We start from the raw sequence: 20286 nt of genomic DNA, 5'->3' as shown, positions 1-20286 counted from the left end.
CCCCGTAAAGGGGCAGGTCAGGTGCGCCACCGATGGCCGAAATGAGCCTTTCCCCCCTGGTCCCGCAAAAGGCAAGCACGCTGTGTGTAGCCTGACTGCACACCGGGGACTCAGGCTGTCCTCCCTCCGCGTGCGCCTCGGTTCCATGCGTACGCCTCGGTTCCAGTGGACGACGCGGTCCGCACACCGCCGCGGGAGACAGTGACCTGTCCGGGGGCCGTACGCCCCGCGGACCGGTCAGCCCCATGGCCGGACCCAGCCGCACAACCGGCGCGGTCCCCACCACGAGGAGACGGCGAGTGCGAACAGCGCAGGCCGGCAAAGAGCCGATCACCACAGAGGAAACAGCGTCTTCGCGCTTCACCGGCGGTCCGCTCATCGGCCGCGACCGGGAACTTCGGGCCCTCGACGATTTCCTCTCCCGGACGTCCCGCTCCGCTGAGCTCCTCGTCGTCACCGGCGACCTCGGCACGGGCCGGTCCGCGCTGCTCCAGGAGGCCGTGCTGGCCGCGCGCCGCGAGGGCTTCGTGGTGCTGGAGGCCAAGGGCCGCAGGGCCGAGTCCGGTCTGTCGGGGGCCGGCCTCACCCAGGTGCTGTCGCGGTTGGAGGCTGCCGATACGCAGCCGCGCTTTCCCGCCGGCCTGAACGAATACGTGCGCCGGCTGATCCAAGCGCCGAACGCCACAGATTTCGCGGGCTTCACGAACTGGGCGGCACATACCGCACTCACCACGGTGTGCGCCAACGCCGACGCCCCTTTGCTGCTGGCCCTCGACGACGGTCAGTGGTTCGACACCGAGTCCCTGCACGCGCTCGTGACCGCCGTGCGGCGCCTGCCCCACCGTCCGGTCGGCCTCCTGATCGCGACGACGTCGGACGACTCCCGCGTCACGGATCTGCCTCTGCTGGCAACCGGCCCGCTCGACGCCGACGCCGCCGACCGGCTGCTGCAACGGTGCGCCCCTTTCCTCCCGACGCCCCTGTTCGCAAGGGTGCTGAACGAGGCGGCGGGCAATCCCGCCGGGATCACCGATATGGCCCGCGCCCTCAGCGGGCCGGACGCGTCGCCCGCTGCCCTGCTCGCTCCCCGGCTGCCGCTCGGCGACCGGCTCCAGGAGGCTGTCGCCGCACGGCTGCACGGCCTGGCGCCGTCCGCGCACGAATTCCTGCTGCTCGCCGTGCACGCCGAGACCGACCGGCTGGACACCGTCCTCGATGTGGCCCGCACGGCCCGGATCCCCGCCGGCGGAGCGGCGGTGGCCGAGAACGCCGGCCTGGTCACCGTCCAGGACGGGCAACTGCGCTTCCGGCACCCGCTCGTGCCGTCGGCGGTGCACTGGACTGCCTCTTTCGCGCAGCGACGCCGGGTGCACCTGGCCCTGGCCGAGTCGCTCACCGAAAACCCCTATCGGCGCGCCCTGCACGTCACGGCCGTCTCCGCCCTTCCGGACGAGGTGACGGCCGCCGCGCTGGAAGAAGGCGTCACCGGCGATCTTCCGCAGGCCGTCACCGTCTTGGAGCTGGCCGCCGATCTCAGCCCCGCCCCCCAGGACCAGGTCAGGCGGCTCATCAAGGCGGCGGAGGCGGCGGCGCTGCGCGCCCAGGGGGATGCACTGCGCGACCTCATCAAGCGGATCGCCGCCCTGCCACTGGACACGCACGACGCGGCGTCCGCCGCGGCACTGGAGGCGCGGCTCGCCTGCATGGAGGACAGTGTCCCCGGCCATGCCCTGTCGCTGCTCGCCAAGTCGTTCTCGACCCCCCAGACCCAGTGGCCGTCAGCCTTCCTTCCCCTGCCCACGGCTCTCTCCTCGGCACTGTCCGAACCGGCGTGGAGCCGGATGCTGGAACCACTGCTCGCGGACATGCTCCACGCCGACCCGGCGCGCCGGCAGTCCGCCGCTCTCGTGTCCGCCCTGTGCTGGGCCGACCGCGCCGTGCACGCGCCGACGGGACGCGCGCTCCTGGACGAGGCGACGAGCCGTGCGGACGGTGACTGGCCACGAGAAGGCGGTGCCGCGGCAGAGGCGCGGCAGGCCGACCCCACGAGAGAGGGTGCGCTGGTGGCGATGGCGGTCGCGCTCGACGACCCGGCCGCCGCCCGCACGATCGGTTCTCGCGCTCTGCGCCGCGCGCTGGACGACGGGCACAGCGGCGTCGCCGTCACGGTGGCGATGCAACTGCAGATCGCGCATCTGCACTTCGGCGACCGGACCGCGGTCCTCGACCTCGCCGAGGCGGGTCGGCACTGGGCCCGAACCGACGGGAAGTCCCATTCCAGAATGATGCTCGACGCCGGTGTCGCCCAGGTCCGGGCCTGGGAGGGCGACGACGGCCACCACCGCAGGCTGACCGACGGCATCCTCTCGTATGCGCTGCCCCGCCGACTGCGCCTGCTGGCGGCGCGCGCCAGATGGTCACGAGGGCTGATGGCACTGGCTCACGGCCGGCCGGAAGAGGCGTACGAGGAACTGCGCTTGCTGTGGCACGACGACGGTGACGCGTCCCACCCCTCCGTCGCACGCTGGGCTCTGGGCGACCTGGTCGCCGCGGCGGTCGCCTCCGGCCAGGGCGACGACGTCCGGCCGTACGTTGAGCAGGTGCGCCGGTTGAACGAGCAGTCACCGAGCGAGCTGCTGCGGCATCTGGTGGCCCGGTCACAGGCGCTGCTGTGTGAAGGCGCCGAGGCCGACACCTATTTCGCCGAGGCTCTCGCAGGGAACGACGAGCTGCGGTTCGAACAGGCGCGGACGCATCTGGCGTTCGGCGAGTGGCTGCGGCGCCAGCGGCACGTCTCGGCGGCGCGGGAGGAACTCCAGCGGGCCCGCGACCTGTTCGGCGCTCTCGGGGCGGACGTCTGGTACCGGCGTGCGGCGTCCGAGCTGATCGCCGCCGGAGACGGCTCGCCCGGCGCGAATCCGGCGTGGGCGGAGCGGTACGGGCTGACACCCCGCGAGACGGAGGTGGCTCAGCTGGCCGCGGCCGGCCTCACGAACCAGAAGATCGGCTGGCAGCTCGGCCTCACTCCGCGCACGGTGGCCAGCCACCTCTCGCAGGTCTTCATCAAGACGGGGGCCGGCTCGCGCAAGCAACTGCCGCCGCTACTAAGGAAGTAGACCAAGGTTGTGCTCCTCATACGTTTCTCTATACCCTCCGCATGCGCACACATATGAATACGGTGTGTGGAATGTTCCGGCGCTACCCGGAGAAGCCGAGGAGATCGTGATGAGCATGCTGAAGAGGTCCCGTCGCGTCAGTGCCGTCCTGACCGGAGCGGGGGCGCTCGCGGGCGCCCTCACTCTCGGCCTGGCCGGCTCGGCCTCCGCGTCGAGCGTTCCCGCCTGGCAGGTCCAGGTCTGTTCGAAGGGCAGCTTCCAGACCAACGCCTACTTCGCCGGCACCGCTCTCAATGTCCCGGCCGGGCAGTGCAAGACCGCCTACTTCCAGCCCACGAGCTCCTCGTCCTACGTGGTGACGGCGACCGTCTACGTCTCGGGCGGCACCTACATCGCGAGCGCGAACATAGACATCGCCCAAGGCGCGGGACTGGCCACCACCGGCTCGGCCTCCTCGCCGAGCATGTACTCCTTCTAGGCCCGGGTGCGCCGGCGGGTGCCGAGCACCACGGCGGCAGCCGCGACGACGGCTGCCGCCGCCACGGTCCACGGCACCCAGGAGACACCGTGCGAGGACGTCGTGGCCGTGGTCGGCGCGGTCGGGGCGGCGGAGGCGGAGACGCTCGGGGACGGGGACGGCGGCATGGACTCAGCCTTCGCCGCCGCCTTGACCGCCCCGGCGTCCAGAACCAGTTGGGGACTGGGGAAGTCGGGTTCCTTGCCCCCGGTCGTGGGCTGGTTCCAGTCGGCCACGGTGCCGTCGGAGTAGGTCTGGACGGTGTCGAAGCCGAGGCTGGCGCGGTCCGGCAGCGGGCCGACGCGCACCGGAAAGTACTGGTGCCCGTCCGGCTCGATCTCGTGTCCGGCCGTGGCGGTCCACACCACGTGGGTCGTGGCACCGACGGCGTGTTCAGCATGTGTCCACCCCGGAACCGCCGGGAAGGACACCGGCCGCACCCCGGCCGGCAGGGCCACGTCGACCCGTACGGTCGTGACCAAGGGTTTCTCGGCAGGCACCCGGAACCGCAGGGTCGCCGCGTGCCCCTCGCGCGCCCCGTCGGAGAAGACGCGGACATGGGCCGAGGCGGGCCCCGCCAGCCACAGCACTGATCCGGCGCAGGCGCTGAGAACGGTCAGGACCGCCCGGCGGACGCGACGCGGACGAGGGGGGTGATGTGCCATCGTGGCAGGGACTTTCTCATGAGGGGGCGTCATCTCGTCGCTGGGCCGCGGCCCAGCGCGTCGGGCTCAGCAGCAGTCGCAGTACAGCAGGTCGGCGGTCGCCACGCTGCTGTCGGAACCGGGGTGCATGGCCGCGGTGGCCGCCGCCGCCTGCGCCAGGGTCTGCTGGCTCGCCTTGCCCTTGGACTCCAGGGAGATGCTCTTGCCGGTGAAGTCGGCGAAGGCCAGCACCTGGGCGGCGTTGCCACTGGAGTCGGTGGTGAAGGACACCACCGGGATGCGGTGGTGCCGCGCGTCGACCGAGTACGCCTGGTAGGTGGTGGTCGGTTCGAGGTCCCGTGCCTGGATCTGGATCATGTCGAGGCCGCTGACCGGGCGGATGGTCGCCTCCAGGGAGCGGCCCTTGTTGCCCCGGCGCATCGTCTCGCCGGCGGTGCCGTCGGGCAGCGTGGTGGGCACGTTGCGGGGCGAGCCTCCCAGTCCCTGCCGGCCGAGGTGGGCGGCGGATCCGGCGGGGGCCGCGTCGGAGACGTAGACCAGTGCCTGCGGTTCCTGTCCGACTCCGACGGTGTCGACGACCCGGTTGGTGGCGGTGTCGATGACGTCGACCGCGTCGGACTTCTCCATCCCGACGTACAGGCGGCTGCCGTCCCCGCTCGGCCAGATGCCGTGCGGGGCGTGTCCGTGGTCGTGGATGCGGGTCACCAGCTTGGGGACGCCGTCCGCGGTGCGCCGGTAGACCAGGGTCTCGTCCAGGCCGCCGACGGTGAGGTAGGCGAAGGAACCCGCCTTCGTGGTGGCGAAGTTGGGGTGGTTGGTGTCCGGGCCGCTGTTCAGCACCGTGGTGACCTTGCGGTGCACCAGGTCGACCACGCTGGTCTTGCCCACACGCTTGTGCGCGGCCCACAGCTCGGTGCCGTCCGGGGAGATGGACTCGTCGGAGGAGAAGGTGTCGCCGAGCCCGGTGATGTGATCGACGACCGTGCGCTTCTCGACGTCGACGACGGTGATCTCCGGCTCGCTGATGTGGTTGACGTAGGCGAGCTTCCCGTCCGGGCTGAGCACCACCTTGGACGGCCCGGCGCCGACCTTCACGGTGCCCAGGACGCCGCCGTGCACGGCGTCGACCACGGTGAGGGTGTCGCGGCCCCGGTCGGCGACCCAGAACTGCTTGCCGTCCGCGGTGAAGACACCCTCGTGCGAGGCGCGCCCGACGTCCGTCTGGCTGAGCACCGTGTTGGTGGCGGTGTCGATGATGTCGACGGTGTTGCTGGTCACACTGACCACCGCGAGTCGCTTGTGGTCGGGAGAGTAGGCCAGTCCGTGGACACCGACGTTGTCGGTGTACTGCGGGCTCAGGGCGGCACCCAGCCGCTGGGCGCCCAGCGCGATGGTGCCCAGTGTGCGGTTGGTGGAGGGGTCGATCACCGACACGGTGTTGGACGTCTGGTCGGCGGTATAGACCCGGTCGCGGCCGGAGACCGGGACCGCGGCGGACGTCGCCCCGGTCGCGCTCGCCGGTGTCGCGACAGCCGCCCGGGACGCGGCGGGCCGGGCCTGCTGGTCCTGGGCGGCGGCCACGGCGCCCGACGCGGTGACACCGAGACCGGCGAGCACCGCGGCGGCGCCGGCGATACGTCGTGCAGAGAACATGAATAAACCTCCATAAAAGGGACTTATCTGGGCAGGTGTGAGGGGCCAAGAGCGCGGGAGGGGAACGGCCGGGGGCCGTTCAGTCGGTCTGCCGGTCGGTCGACGGCCGAGGCCGCCCCGTGGAGTCCGGCGGGGTGACCTTGGTTCTGGCCACCATGCGGCCGTGCTCGTCCTGCACGAGCAGTGCCGTGATCCGCTGCCGGGGCATGGCCGTCATCATGCGGGTGTGCAAGGAGGACGGGTCCTCACCGGCGCGCAGGCTGCCGGCGGGTACCGTCCGGCCGTCCGCGTCGGCGGTCATCATCCGGTAGGTCTTCCCGGGGCTCAGACCCGACAGCGTCACCGGCACCTCGGTGCCCCAGCTGCGCTCGACCATGCGCCCCTCCCGGGACAGGGTCACCTGCGCGGCCACGGCATCGGTCCGTTCCTCGTGGCTCACGAGCGCCACGACCGCGCAGGAGGCCAGCATCACGGCCGTCACGACGGCCGCGGCACGACGACGGCCCCGGCTTCCGGCCGGCCGGTGCGGGGACACCGCGCGCAGCGGGCTGCGTGCCGGGCGCGAGGTGTCGCGGACGGGGAGCGGGGACTCCGCCCGTTCGAAGGTGCGCACCACCCGGTGGACGCCCTCGGCCTCGGCGGCGCACGCTTCGCAGCCGGCCAGGTGCCGGGCGACCGGCGCGGGCAACGGCCGGTCCAGCATGAACAGTTCGGTGAGTTCCACCAGGACCGCGTGGCAGGACGTGTTCACGGGGCCAGCCATCCGTTCTCCTCCAGAATGACCCGCAGAGCGCGGACGCCGTAGTACAGCCGGCTGCGCACCGTGGCAGCCGGGATGCCGAGTTCGTCGGCGAGATCGGCACAGGTACGGCCGAGCAGGTGCACCTCCGTGACGACCCGCCGCTGCTCCGGGGAGAGCCGCTGGAGCGCCTCGTCGAGCTCGATGCGCATCAGGAGCCTGTCGAACGGATCGGCCTCGGCCACGGGTTCCGGCGGCTCGGCCCGTCCGGTCTCGTCACCGGCGAGCGGCGGCCGGACGGACCTGCGCCGCCTGGCATCGGTCACCACATGGCGCGCGATGGCGTACAGCCAGGTCCGCAGCCCCGACCGGCGCTCGTCGTAGGACGGTGCCGACCGCCAGGCCCGCAGGAACGTCTCCTGGACGACCTCCTCGGCCAGGTGCCGGTCGTCGAGGGCGCGGGAGGCGAAGCCCAGCAACTCGCCGCTGTAGCGCTGGTAGGCGGCCCGTACGTCCTCCTCACTGCGCAGGGACCGTACGGCGGACTCGCCGTCGGTGACGGTCCTGCGGCGCGGCCACCGCACTCGCCCCGCCATCACACCGCCCCGCCGGCCGACGTTCCGCTGCTCCGCATCCGCACCGGCCGGCTCCTCTCTCGTTCGTACATGTCATGAGGGGATGCGCACACCGAGACAAATATGTTGAACGTAGGAGGTGTGACCTGCGCCACGGCCGCCGTACGGTGCCGCACATACGCTCACCGCCGTTGTGCCGCCTCGGAGACCGACGGCCGCGGATCGGCGTCCAGTCCTCGCATCGCCAGGAGGACCTGGTCCTCGATCGACGGCTGCGCGTGCGGGGCGTTCTCGGCCGAGGAGAGCGAGGAGAGGTCCGCGTCCGCGAGGGGCACGACCGGGGCCGCGACCCGGCCCGGGTCCGCGGGGATGTCCGGGTCCGACGGCACCGGTGGCTGTTCGGAGGGGACGGCCCGGTCAGGAGCGTCCGGGACGTGTTCCGGCGCCGCTTCGGGCCCGCTGTCGCCGGGGAGCGCTGCGTCCGCATCGACCGGGAGCGGCTCCGGGGTGCGCGAACTCGGCGGCGTGGCCTGCGGGTCACGGCTGTCGTCGCCGGCGGCGTCGCGGGCGGTGCCGGGGGCGGCCTCGTCGGGCAGCGGCCCGCCCTCCGTGAGGCCGGGCGGCGCTTCCGTGGCGCGGAGCAGCAGCGTGCCCGCTATCCACCGGTCGCCGCGCGGACCGCTGACCTTCAAAACGGCGTCCACTTCGATGCGGTACGCCAGTACGCCGTCCTTGGCGGACGCCGGAGCCGTGCCGAAGCGGGCCATGTCGCGGGGCACCGCCGAGGTGGAGGCCGTGCCGCCCACGGTGGTGTGCGTTCCGAACGGCGCGGAGACACCTTCGACAGCGCTGCCGGACGTATGACCGTAGGAGGGTGTGAACGTCCATGTGACCGTCGACCCGGCCGTGGAGGAGGAGCCGTCGGTACGGATGCCGAGCCCGTCCAGGGCGATGTTCGCCCTGTCCTGGACGCGCGGGCGGTGCATGGAGACCGTGAGGCTCGTGCCCTTCGTGCCCGGCCGGCCGGTGAGGGCCGCGAAGGCGGCCTCCGTCAGCTCGGTGGCACGGCCGGTGACGGCGTACCGGGTGAGGCTGATGAGGACGCTCTCCGCCGCGACGGACCACGGCGACGGGCTTGTGGGCCCGGGCTCCGGGCCCACCTCCACCAGCGCCTGGGCGAGCTGTCGGGTGGCGTCGAAGCCGTAGACCGTGAAGGGCCGCTGGGGCCGCCAGGGCGTACTGTCCCGCAGCCGCTCGGCCAGCGCGGACGGCACCTGCGGATCGATGACGGTCTCGCCGGGCCGGGCGGCGGGCAGACGGGCCGGGTCGACGTCGTACACGGCCGGTTCGTGGCGCGGTGCCTGTGGGTGCTGCGGCGGAGCCGGGTCGTGCGACGTCTCGGAGCCGTCGAAGTACAGCACCGCGCGGGCGCCGATCCGCCCGGTGACCTGCTGGACGGGGTTGGGGAGCAGCGCGGCCAGCTGGTGCAGGGGCTCGCGGACGATGCCGGGGACCGCCTGCCAGGCGGTGGCGGCCAGGCCGGTGAGGCCGGTGCGGTCGCTGAGCCGGCCCGCGTGGCCCGCGAGGTTGCGCAGCTGGGCGCTGACCGACGCTTCGGTCAGCCGCTGGGAGGTGACCGTCGCCTCGACGTCGTAGTCCACGTCGAACTGGGTCACGTTCCCCATGGCGTGCTCCCACACCCGCCGCGTGGACTCAGAGGTGGCCGTCTGGACGGTGTCACCCTGGTTCGCCCGGGAGTACGGGGCCGTCAGGCGGTGGTCGTCCGCCCGGCCGCGCGCCGCGAGACCGTAGGTGTGCGTCGTGCTGCGCGAGGTGGCCTGCCGGACGGCACCGTTGCCGAGTCTGCTGCCCTCGCCGCTGTTGTGTCCCAGGACGGTGTCCAGGCCCGGGATGCCGGGGACGGGGCGGCCGCGCACCGCGGAGAGCGCCTGTTCACCTCCCGTGGGGACGGCCCGGAGGTCGACCCGCACCAGGACCGGGCCGAACAGCGTCGACCCGTGCACGAATTCGATGGCGGTGAGGCCCTGCGGTCCGGCGGCGATCAGGTTCCGCAGGCCCAGCGGGGAGGCGATCTCGGAGATGCGCGGGTCGAGGTCGGGCACGGCCCGGTACGCGGCCGGGTCGGTCGCTTCGGGGGCCACCTGTCCGACCAGGTCGCGGATCAGGGTGCGCAGCGCACGCGCGCCGCCGCGCTCCACCACTGCCTCGGCCACGGCTCCATAGCCGAGCTGGCCCCCGCTGTCGACGAACCGGCGCGGCAGCGCCCGGTCCGGGGACGGAGTCGGGTCCGGTGCGGGGACGTCGGCGAGGACGAACTGCCCGTGCCGGGTCAGGTCGTTGGCCGAGAGCAGGAATTCCAGCGCGTCCGGCACGGTGACCGCGCGGGCCGCGTCGCCCAGGCCGCCGGCCCGCACGGTGACCCGGTAGTCGAGACCGGCGGCGTAGCGGTAGGGGTGGACGTCGTTCTCGGCGAGGACGCGGGAGACGGTCGTGGCGTCGCCCGTGGTGGAGGCGTCGGTGCGGGCGGTGCGTCCCGTGTACTGGAGGGAGGCGCCGCCGGACGTGGAGGCGGAGCCGCCGTCGACGGTGTAGGAGAAGGTGTGGCTGCCGCCGGAGGTGACGGTGTGCTTGCGGTCCCCGGTGGACATGAACCAGTGCTCGTAGTCCATCTTCCCCGGCTTCGCGAGCGTCCGGGGGTCGGTCATCCGGGCCTCGACCCGGATCTCGACGCCCTGGCCCAGATGGACGACGTAGGAGCCGTCGAGCATTCGCTCGGCGTTGGCGATCATTCCCTGGGGTGAAAGGGCGGCTCCCAGGGCGAGTTGGACGTCGCTCTCCGGCGCGAGGAAGGACTGCCGCCACGCGAGGTACCGCTGCCGCGGGGTGTGCCGCTGGGCGGTCCCGGCCACGGCCGCGGTCGGAGGGTCTGCGGGGTCCTGCGCGGGCGCCGCGAGGTCCCGCTGCGAGGCGGTGGGGAAGGCGCCCGGCATCGGCGGCGTGTCCGTCCCGTCGTCGGCGGTCTCCTCGGTGCCGCGCTCCGGTGCGGCTTGCGGGGCAGGTGCGGTTTGTGGGGCAGGTGCGGCCTGCGAGACGAGAGCGGCCAGCATCTCGTTGACCGCTTCGTGCACGGACCGGCCGCCTTCGAAGCGGTCCACCCAGGCGGTCTGGGGCAGCCTGAGCGGGTCGTCCGCCGTGTCCTCGCCGGTCAGCGGGCGCGGCCTCGGGTCCTCGGGGCGCTCCTGGCCGGCCGGCTGTTCGAGGGTGCGGTAGTGGGGGACCGCGAGACTCAGCACGCCGTCCGCCTCGCCCAGTTGCTCGGTGGTGCCCCCGCCGTGCAGCGTCGCCCTGAACGTCACCGGGACGCCGTAGACGTGGACGCCGTCGTCGGTGGGGCCCAGGGAGTAGCTCTCGTGGCCGAGACCCGTGGCGAAGGCGGTCTGTGAACTGGCGGGCCGGGTGAAGGTGTAGCCCGCGCGCAGCGGTGTCACCGCGGCGTCGCCGACCTGTGTGGTCGCGGAGAGCTGGGCGCCGGCGTGCCACTCGTTGCCGGTCCGGGTGACCTGCTGTGCGCCCGTGAGGGAGGAGCCGGAGTAGTTGAGCGTCTGCACGTGGCGGAGGTGCAGGTCGTGGGTGACTCCCCCGTTCTCCTCGCCCTCCGCGTAACGCCGTTCGGCCGCGAGGCGGAACACGACGCGTTCGCCGCCCTTCTCGAACGCGACGTGAAGACCGCGTCCGGTCAGCTCCTCCGTGGCGGACCGCAGGGCGAGCATGGTGCTCATGTCCTCGATCTTGCGAAGGTTGTTCAGCTGTTCCAGGGCCGTGGTCCTCGATGGCGGCCGCAGCCGCCAACCGCCGGTCTCCCGGCGCGGAGGCAGGAATCCGAGCACTTCGAGACGCCGTTCGAGCTCCCGCAGGAGCGGGTGGGCGCCCCGCACCGCGACCGGGGTGGTCGACACGCCGAGGGTGCTCAGGTGGAGCACCTCGGGCGGCAGGTGCCGGGCGGTCTCCGGAGCGCCGGTGACGGTGGCCTCGGAGGGCACCCGCAGGATCAGCGGGTAGGGCCTCTCCCCGGCCAGGGGGCTGCCCTCGGCCGGCGAGCGGTCCGGCCCGTCCGGCCGCACCAGCGCTACGCGGTAGACGGCGTTCGCGTGCACCCGCAGCAGGCTCGCGGCGGTCCGCAGGGAGCGGGACGTCTTGGCGGTGCCGCCCGAGCCGAGGGTGTGGGTGACCTGCCGGCGGGTGCCCGCCGGGACGGTGGCGGCCCAGTTCAGTCCGGCGGCGGACCAGTTGTAGGCGAAAGTCAGCTCCGCGCCGGTCCCGTTGGCCACCCCGGTGCTGTGGGTGTTCTCCACCAGGCGCAGGACATGCGTCTCCAGGACGGACTTGCGGGTGGGCGGGCCGGCCAGGCCGCCGGGGCGCTGCCGCACGGCGGCGCTGATGGTGAGCGCGCCGATGATCTCGCCCCGGTCGGTCCAGAGGGTGGGTGAGACGACCCGTCCGCCGCTCGCCGTCGAGAGCAGGTTGGCGCGCACCCCGGACTCGCTCAGGAACTGGCCCAACTCCCGCAGGGACGAGGCGGAGAGGTCCCTCAGCTCTTCCGGGAAGGAGGCGAGCACGTCGGTGAGGAGTTCGTCGGCGCGCGGCACCGTCTCCGCGATGTACAGCGGCACCTGCTCCAGCAGCGTCCGCATGGGCGCCGGACGCTGCGCGGGGTCCTCTCCGGTCAGTGCGGCGGGGTCGGCCTCGTCCTCGACCAGGTGCCGGGGGAACCAGACGGACACCTCCCCGGGCGGTGTGCTGGTGGGGGTGTGCCACAGTCCGGGAAGCGGGGTGGTGACGGCCTGGCGGAGCGAGGACGTGACCCGCATCTGTACGTCGATGTGGTAGCCGAACAGTTCGGCGGGCTCGCCGCTGCGCAGCAGCCCCATCGGCTGCACGGTGCGGCCCACGGTCCCCGACCCGGCCGTCTCGTTGTGCTTGAAGGTCGGGGTGAAGGTCAGGGACATGCCCGACGCCCGGCCCGGCAGGGTGCCGCCGACGGTGAAGGACAGCGTGCTGGGCCGGCCGCCGCCGGTGGTGCTGCTGGTCTGCTGGGGGCCGAACATCCAGCGCTGGACCCGGACCGCGGGGCCGTCCGGTGTCCCCAGCTCCCCCGGGTCGAGGGGGTGCGGGTCGCGGAGGGAGGCCCGCAGCACGGCGTAATGGGTGCTCCCCCGGTGGAGCACCTCGACGGGCAGGCCGCTCCCGCTGGTCAGCCGGGCCCAGGAATCCTCCAGCAGGCGGCCGGGCACGGCGAGGCGTACGGCGGCCGCGAGCGAATCGTCGGTGTCCAGCCGCTGTTGGAGCAGCTCGGTGAGCCGGTCCTGGATCCAGACGACGGTCTCGTGCTCGAGAGGCGTGACGTACACCAGCCCCTGCGCGCCGTCGAAGTCGCCACCGAACGCCCTGACGGCGGTACTGAGCCGCCCCTGCGCGTCGGCGGCGGGCCCACTGTCCCGATCCGTCAGCCGGTACAGGTCGGCGGCCGCCTCCAGGGCGCCCGTCTCCGCCCGGGTGGCCGCCACAGGGTTGCCCGGCGGCACCGTGTCGGGGTGGTCGCCGTAGAGCCGGACCAGCAGTGCCGAGAGGGCCTCGTCGTGCTCCTGGACCCAGGCCGCCCCGTTGTTGCGGGGGTGTCCGGTGTACGGGTCGTGGCCGTGATTGGCGCCTAGGAAGGCGGTGCTGGACTGGGCGAAGTACTCCTCCGGGCCGGTGGACGCGTAGTTGTCCACAGGCCGGCCCTCGGTGTCCTGCCGGGGTCCGTCGACCCATGGGGCCTGCTCGCCCCGCGCGCGCATCGCGTCGTACGCCTCGCGGACCGCCGCCCTTTCCTGGTCGTCGAGGCCGAAGAAGTAGACCATGTGGGCCAGTTCGTGCAGGACGCTGGAGTAACCGTCGGGCTGTTCCGGCAGCGCGTCGAGGCCGGTGTCCTCGCCGAGCAGGTTCTCCTCGGCCACGGCCACGACGCGCGCGGTCACGTCGGTGAGGCCGCGGGCCTCGGCGGCGGGGCGGGCGTTCCCCTCCGTGCGCGGGTCGTGCAGGTCGCGCAGGCCGGCGTAGCCGGGCAGGTCGGTGGGCCGGGTGCCGCGCGGTGTGAGCAGCACCCGGACGCCGGAGTCCCGCACGCGGCGGGCGACTTGTGGGTCGCCGAGGACGCGCGTGAGCTGCCGCACGAGCTCGTTGCGGGCAGCGATCGGGCGCTGCGGGCCGTCGCCGCCCGACGTGATGAGGGAGTCGATCCCTGCGTGCTCGCGCGGCGCCCCGGGGTAGAAGTCCGGGGTGTTGTCCACCGGCCGCTCCCCCGGCCCGCGCGCACCGGCCGGCTCGGGTGCGCCGTAGGAACCCCCCGGCGCGGTGCCGGAGCCACCGTCGCCGGGAGCCGTGACGGACGCGGCCCCGGGCAGGCCGTATGCACCGGCCACCGCGGCGCCGGTCTCACCGTCCGCGGCCCGCGTACCGGTGGACGGCGCTTCGTCCTCCTCCGCGACAGGTGCCAGGACCGTCCGCGGCCGGATGTCGGTCGCACCTGCCGTCCCGGGCCGAGCGCCCGCTTCGGGGTGACCGGGGGTCAGGGTCGCCGCCACGGGCGCCAGCAGTTCGGGCAGTGGGGCGCCGACACCGAGCGCGGGGACCCGTTCCGTCCCGGGCAGGGCGGCCCCGGACAGGTCGAGCGGTGTGCCGTCCGCGCCGACGACGAAGGCCCAGGCGAACTCCGCCACTTGGGGTGCCCGCGTCAGCCGGGTGTCCGTGTGGTCGAACCACTGGACGGTCCCGCGGACGTTGACGGCCTGGAGAAGACGGCTCGGGCCTCCGGATGCGGGCAGCACCAGTGACCGTGCTCCTGCCCCTGCTCCGGCCAGCGCCCGGTTCACGGCTGCCGTCACTCCCCCGTCCGCCGAGCGGGGCCACAGCCGGAACGCCCGTCGGACGTGTGCCCGCTGCTCCGGGGTCAGGAGTTCGCCGTCGGCCGTTGCGGCCACGGCAGCGGCGTCCGTGTCCCGCGCGGGCCCGTCGGCCGCCGCCTCGGACCGGCGGCGGTCCGCCGCGACGAGAGCGGCCTGGGCGAAGCTCTGGCCGTGCTCCCAGGAGGTCCGGTGCAGGTCGCCGAGCTCGGCACCGGTGAGGCCCGCCGTCTCCAGCGTCCTGTGCTGTTCCTCGGTGAGCAGTCCGGCTGCCACGGCGTCCTGGAGGGTGAGCGAATGGGGAGCCGGGCGGCGCGGATCGAAGGCGTGGACGGTGCCCGACGGGCCCGCCCAGCGGTCGTGGGCCGACGGTGTCCGCGGGGTGTCCGGGCCGCCTTCGGTGGGACGCTGCCGGGTCGGCGCGTCCGTGATGTGCGCGTGGACCGGCACGTTCAGCTCCACCGCGATGTCGCGGACCAGGTGGTCGGGCGACAGGGCGAGGAAGGACACGGTCGGCGGGAGAAGGAGCGGTGCGGCGGAGGTGTCCGCGCCAGTGCCGAACTGATCGTGTGCCCACTTGACGGCTTCCGCGATCCCGTCCTCGGTGGACGGCTCGATGTTCCGCCGTCCCCGGTCGAGGTCTGCCAGCCGGGTGCGGTACCGCGCCGTCTCCTCGGGTGCCGGGGTGCCCGGGGCGACAGCCCTGCTCTCCGACAGGCGGGTGTCCGCGATGCGCAGCGCCCACCGCAGCACGTCCTGCTCGGTCCGTCGTGCCAGCGCCGCCCGGTCGAAGCGGAGCACCGCCGCCGTCAGCGGGCCGCGGGTCAGCTCCCTGACCCGCCCGGCCACCTCGTGGGGCAGCCGGAACAGGTCGGCGTCGGGCTCGTCGGCCGCCTGTGCCAGCAGCGAGGTCAGGTCGTACGAGGGGGCTCCGGCGAGATCCGCCCAGCGGTCCGCGGCGCCTGCCTCCCGCTTCGTCTGCTCCAGCCGGTGCCGCAGTTCGTCGACCTCGGCCGCGGCCAGCTCCAGGTAGACATCGCCGCCGAACCAGTCGCTGACCAGGGTGTCGCCCTGGGTGTCGCCCCGCAGCAGGTGCCGCCGGTACTTCTGCGCCTCCAGCACGAAGCGGGCCCGCACCGCCACCAGCACCGTCTCGCGGAACTGCTGCTTCGCGTGGTTCTCCTTGCGGGCGTTCATGTTGCCCGCGTCCGTGACACCGCTGCTGGTGACCCGGCTCGCGCTGGTGTCGCCGCCGCCGGTGTACGGCGGTTCGTGGGCCTGCATGACGCCGGATCCGCCCACTGCGACGCTCGTGGAGGGCCGTACGCGGTCGGTGACACCGCTGGCCGAGGTGCCCTGCTGGTACTTGGCGTAGCGGCCGGTTCCGCTGCCGCCGATGGTGCCGAGGACCCGCAGGTCGTGGAAGGCGCCGCGCAGGGACAGCACCGCCCGGTCGGAGGTGTGGCCCGGAACGAAGAGCTTGTCGGTCAGGACGACCGTGCGGCCTTCCGAGAGCCGGGGGATCTGCTGGGCCAAGTGCCCGCCGGACATCAGCTCGAAGAGGCTCAGGCTGGTGCGCACGCGCGCGCCCATCGCGTGCTCGCCGAACAGCCGGCCCATCAGCTTGAGCGCGGCCGGCAGCCCGTCGTTCATGACGACGCCGGCCACGAAGGCGTCACCGGGAATCGGGGGCAGCGGCCGCAGGTCGCGCACCGGGAACGGCCGGTACTGGGTCTGGAACTCGCCGACGCCGCGCGGCACCCGCAGCTCCACCGCACCCGTGACCGTGGCGGCGGGGATGGCGCGCGGCCTGCGGGAGAGCCGCTTCAGGGCGTTGACCAGCGGACGGCCCGCCATGTCCTTCAGCGTGGCCTCGACGGTGACCGCGAGGTCCGTTCTGACCAGGTAGGTACCGCTCCAGGCGTAGGCGGTCTGGATGCGGGTGCCGGTGCGGGTCTGGGTGGTGCCCCGGTGCTCACCCCAGCCGACGGCGAGGCCCCCGCTGTCGGAGTTGTGGGGAGTGCCGCCCCCCGGCCTGGCGAGCGTGACCGTCCGGGTGGAGTCGCGGGAGGTGCCCGCGGCGCTGGTCAGGGCGCCGTAGCGGTACGTCTCCACGCCGGACTCGGGTTCGTAACCGTGGACCTCGGGCGCCGAGGTGAAGGCGGCGCGGAGGGTGACCTCGACGATGTGCATGCCGAACAGGCCGTCGGTCACGGGCAGGTGGAACGTCTGTCCCGCGCGGGACAGCATCGCCTCCAGTCCTCCCTTGAACCGCTCACGGTCCAGCAGGCTCTCCAGGAGCTGCCGGGCGCCCTGGGTGTGGCCGATGTGCCGCCCGGTGCCGGTGAGCCAGGTATCGGGATCGCGGGTGAGCAGGCCCGGCGCGATCAGGTCGACCTGCTCGCGCACCGCTTCGTAGACCGAGCGGCCCGTGAAGGAGACGGAGTGCACTCCGCCGTGGCCCAGGAAGGCCCCGCCCCGGTCCCGGCGCTCCAGGTACTCGGGGAGTGACACGCCGGGCCAGGCTTCGCCCGGTGCCCCCAGCTCCGTGAGGCCGTAGTGATCGGCGAGAGCGGTTCTCCTCCCCTGGTCCAGGACGGGCAGGACACCGCTGCGGTGCACCTGTTCCAGCGCCTCGGCCCAGCGGCGCCGGTCCGTGACGTGGCGTTCGTGGGCGTCCGCCGCCGCCTGGTCGGCCGGGGAGAACAGCGGACGCGGTCCCAGCTCGGACGTCTCCCCTTCCCAGCGGGTGAGCACACCGGCGACGGTGTCGCCGCTGAGCCTGAGTTCCCCGCGGCTCCAGCGTTCCATCGCGTCGGCGAGCTGCTCGCCGGGGACGGACAGGACGCCGGCCGCGTACTGGGCGAGCGCCTGCGGCTCGGGAAGGATGTAGACGACACTGCGGTCGGTGAGCTCCTGCCGGTCCGAACTGGCGCTCTGCGGGGCCGCTTTGCCGTGCTCCTCCGTCCTGCTGGTGATGGCGATCGTCGCCAGGGCCTTGAAGAAGTAGACGCGGTCGAAGTTGAGCTTGATCTCCTCGCGTGCGGCCTCACGTGTCGTACTGGCGGTGGTGTTCCACTGCCGCGTGTGGCCGGCGTCCACCCCGCCCTGGAGGGCACCGGTGCCGTCGGAGGACACCGGGCCGCCGACGGTGACGTCGGCCTGCGCCCACTTCATCCCGTAGGACCCCGTGTCGGTGGTGCCGACCTGGGACAGTGCCAGTGAGACGTTGCCGAGGACGAGTTTGTCGTCGGTGACGCCCGTGTAGGAGGAGGGCCCCATCGTGCCCTTGACGTGGATCATGCCGAAGGTGTCGCGGAACCAGCCGGGGTCGAACAGCTGGTCGTAGGTGATGCCCTCGGGGCCCAGAACCTCCTTCGCGTGCGTGCGGATGTGCAGCGTGCTGAGGATGGCGGACAGCGGATGGTCGCCCGTGCCCTGCGGTCCGGCCAGCCGCCTGAGCACGGTGATGCCGGCCTCGCGCAGCCCGGAGGCGTCGATGTGGTAGATCGCCGCGTGCTCCAGCACCGAGGACGGGGTGTCGGCCGCGGACTCCCGGACGGGAACCGCGGGAGCGCGCACCCGCGGCACGTACACCTCGGCGCGCTGACGCTCCAGCCGGAACACCTCGGCGGGATTGAGCGCACCCGGCCACAGCCAGCCCGGCACGCCGCTGGGCTGGAGCACTAGGGCGATATTCCAGTTGGTGGTCACAGCCCAGATGTCGATGAGACCGGAGGACTCCAGGAGCTCGGGCCGGTTGTTGAGTTGGGTGACATTCTCGGTGGCGCCCACCTGCCGGTACAGGTCGACTCCGGTGGCGGCTCCCTTGAGCTGGTTGAACAGGGTCTTGAAGCGGAGGCTCAGGGCCAGCTTCCGGCTGCCGCCGGTGGACATGCCGGTGACGGCCATGCCCATCCCGAGGTTGACCGCCTGCACCTGGTCGGTCGATCCCCGAAACACCGGCGGGGCGCCCTCCGTGGGCGTGGCCCTGATGACGAGCTGGGCGGCGGCGTTTGTGACGACCCCCGGCTCGTGCAGGGTGAGGACTATCCCGTTCTGGGCCGCCTCGGTCCAGTTGACGCCCTGGCCGCGTGCGGAGAACAGCATGTTGAACAGCCGCAGGTTCTCCAGCCTGTGGTCCACCTTCGCCCCGTACGACCAGAACGAGCTCTCGGCCAGCGGGGCGTCGGGGTTCTCGGGGAGGAAGCCGTGCTCGCGGAGCATCGCGTAGGCCCCGTCGCGCAGCGCCCTGACCGTGCCGGCGTCGATGTCGACCAGGCCCATGCCGATGCCCAGGCCCCGCTGGATGTGCTCGGGGGCGGCCACCTGCTCGGTGTCCTCGGGGCGGGGGCCGGTGCCGCGCAGCAGGTTGGGCTCGTACCGCACCGAGGCGGGGACCCCGGCCCCGGTCTCCGTGCCCGTTCCGCTCTCCGCGCCGGTCCCGAGCGGATTCAGCAGGGCCTCCCGGTCCACGGGGAGGCCGTGCCGGAACGCGTCGCGCTCCGGCAGCCGTACCAGCCCGTGCCCGCCGACCTCCGGCGTGCGCACCGCCCCGCGGCCCCGCGCCGCCACCATCGCGTCGTGCGTGAGGGCGAGCCGGTACGCGGCGGTCTGGCCCACCTCCCGGTTCACCGAGACCCACAGGTGGTTCCGGCCGGCGCTGATGCTGTCGGAGTTCGCCCAGGTCATCGCCAGCGAACCACTGATGCCCAGCCCCAGGTCCGGGTTCTTGAACGGTACGGGCAGCAGGTCGATCTCACCCGAAAGGGCCGTGACGGTACTGGAGTTGCTGATCGTGTGGCTGCCGCCCGCGCCACCCAGCGCGGTCCACACCCGCTCCAGGTTGGCCTTGTCACTGGTGACGCCGACCCGCTCGGCGCCCTCGCCCCTGCGCGTGCGCAGCTTCACCGAGGCGACCGGCCTGCCGTTGCGGTCGTGCAGCGCGAACTCGTAGCCGCCGTCCATGGCCACGTCCAGATGGGCGCCGAGGTTCGTCACCTTCTCCAGCAGCTCCCGCCGGGTGGGGCTGCCCAGCGGGAGTTTCAGGCCCTGCGCGCCCAGAGTCGTGACGAGGCTCTCGAACAGCCGCGGCAGTTCGGTCAGTCCCGAGGCGAAGTACACCGAAGGCAGCCGGTCCTGCACCACGTCGGCGCCGGTCGCGACGATCTGCTCGGGTGCGTCGCCGACGTAGTACTCCGGTACGTAGAGCATGAGCCGGTGCTCGTTCTCGGGTGCCACGGCGACCAGGGGAACCGTCTCCCAGCCGTGCCTCGCGTCCGTACGCAGCTGGACCGACCAGCCCGGCTTGTAGGCGTACAGCCTCGACGTGCCCTTGGAGACCTCGGTCTGCCCGCGCTCGACGTCGGTGACCTGATTGGTGGTGCGGGACGACGCGTTGACCGTGCCGGACACTCCGGCGGCGACCCGGGCCGCATCGAGCACGCCGGCGCCGATGCCGATGCCGAACGACGCGGAGAGCGCGCCGCGCAGCGCGCTGGTGGCTCCCGCTTCGGTGTGCACGTGGGCGCCGGTCCCCAGCGAGGCGTTGACCATGTCGGCCGCGTGGAACGGTTTCGCGGCCCCTTCGTCCACCGCGGGCACCAGGCTCTGCGGGCCGGGCGGCGCGGCGACGGGGTCCTCGGGCTCCGACTCCGACTCCGACCGGGCCGACGGTACGCCGGACAGCGCCGTGCCGGAGAGCGCGCGGTCGGCCGGGAGGCGGTCGTACGCTCCGGCCGGGTCGAGTACCTCCAGCGGGTCCGTCGGGTTGAGCCGGATCAGCACCTCGGCCCGTCCCAAGGGGACCACCGTGCCGGCCAGCAGTAGCTGGAAGTTGCCCATCAGGCTCAGTGCCAGCTGTTCCAGCTCGGCCTCGGAGACGCGCTGCCCGGCCTCCTCGGTCATCGTCCGGATCTGCTGGATCATCTCAGGCAGGTAGGGCAGACCGGCCCGGGGGACGGCGGCGGAGAGGGCCGCGGGGTGGGCTGCGGCCGGGGCCGGGGTGGCCGAGACGTCGAGGGCCGAGGGCGCCGGACCGTTCCCGTCCGGCTGTTGGG

At 73.0% G+C, this 20286-nt stretch carries 7 protein-coding genes (1 of these 7 cut by a window edge); 2 read left to right on the top strand and 5 right to left on the bottom strand.

Annotation, left to right across the window (positions count from 1 at the left end; genetic code table 11):
- The first annotated feature begins 299 nt into the window (after positions 1-299).
- Both ACFVDP_RS39790 and ACFVDP_RS39785 read left to right on the top strand, forming a co-directional pair.
- On the top strand, positions 300-3116 hold the full coding sequence (locus tag ACFVDP_RS39790; RefSeq protein ID WP_383501330.1) for an AAA family ATPase: 2817 nt from the start codon (positions 300-302) through the stop codon (positions 3114-3116).
- Positions 3117-3225: 109 nt separating this feature from the next.
- Entirely contained in the window at positions 3226-3594 is a 369-nt protein-coding gene (locus ACFVDP_RS39785; protein WP_383501327.1) for a hypothetical protein, read from the top strand.
- Here the strand turns inward: ACFVDP_RS39785 and ACFVDP_RS39780 are convergent.
- The 5 genes from ACFVDP_RS39780 to ACFVDP_RS39760 form a co-directional block, all read right to left on the bottom strand.
- A complete protein-coding gene (locus ACFVDP_RS39780) occupies positions 3591-4298 on the bottom strand; it encodes a DUF1775 domain-containing protein (RefSeq protein ID WP_383501325.1) in 708 nt (235 codons plus the stop codon). The two genes, ACFVDP_RS39785 and ACFVDP_RS39780, sit on opposite strands and share 4 nt — an antisense overlap.
- Before the next feature lie 66 nt (positions 4299-4364).
- A complete protein-coding gene (locus tag ACFVDP_RS39775) occupies positions 4365-5951 on the bottom strand; it encodes a beta-propeller fold lactonase family protein (RefSeq protein WP_383501322.1) in 1587 nt (528 codons plus the stop codon).
- 79 nt (positions 5952-6030) lie between these two features.
- Positions 6031-6714, bottom strand: coding sequence for a hypothetical protein (locus tag ACFVDP_RS39770; protein WP_383501319.1), 684 nt, complete (start codon positions 6712-6714; stop codon positions 6031-6033).
- Positions 6699-7286 carry a sigma-70 family RNA polymerase sigma factor gene (locus ACFVDP_RS39765; RefSeq protein WP_383501316.1) on the bottom strand — a complete coding sequence of 196 codons (588 nt, stop codon included), beginning with the start codon at positions 7284-7286 and terminating at the stop codon, positions 6699-6701. Before ACFVDP_RS39765 ends, ACFVDP_RS39770 begins: the two co-directional genes overlap by 16 nt.
- A gap of 161 nt (positions 7287-7447) precedes the next feature.
- Positions 7448-20286 carry the end of a hypothetical protein gene (locus ACFVDP_RS39760; RefSeq protein ID WP_383501313.1) on the bottom strand. Its footprint extends 16039 nt past the window's final position, so the window shows 12839 of its 28878 coding nt (coding positions 16040-28878); the start codon falls outside the window, past its right edge; it ends in the stop codon at positions 7448-7450.

Origin of the sequence: Streptomyces sp. NPDC057694 (assembly GCF_042799415.1) — a bacterium.
Lineage (GTDB): Bacteria > Actinomycetota > Actinomycetes > Streptomycetales > Streptomycetaceae > Streptomyces.
This window is presented reverse-complemented; position numbering and strand designations above follow the sequence as displayed.

Excerpts from the sequence above, each read along its gene's own strand:
- ACFVDP_RS39765 (WP_383501316.1), bottom strand. The coding sequence starts at position 7,286 with ATGGCGGGGCGAGTGCGGTGGCCGCGCCGCAGGACCGTCACCGACGGC.
- ACFVDP_RS39775 (WP_383501322.1), bottom strand. The coding sequence starts at position 5,951 with ATGTTCTCTGCACGACGTATCGCCGGCGCCGCCGCGGTGCTCGCCGGT.
- ACFVDP_RS39780 (WP_383501325.1), bottom strand. The coding sequence starts at position 4,298 with ATGGCACATCACCCCCCTCGTCCGCGTCGCGTCCGCCGGGCGGTCCTG.
- ACFVDP_RS39770 (WP_383501319.1), bottom strand. The coding sequence starts at position 6,714 with ATGGCTGGCCCCGTGAACACGTCCTGCCACGCGGTCCTGGTGGAACTC.
- ACFVDP_RS39785 (WP_383501327.1), top strand. The coding sequence starts at position 3,226 with ATGAGCATGCTGAAGAGGTCCCGTCGCGTCAGTGCCGTCCTGACCGGA.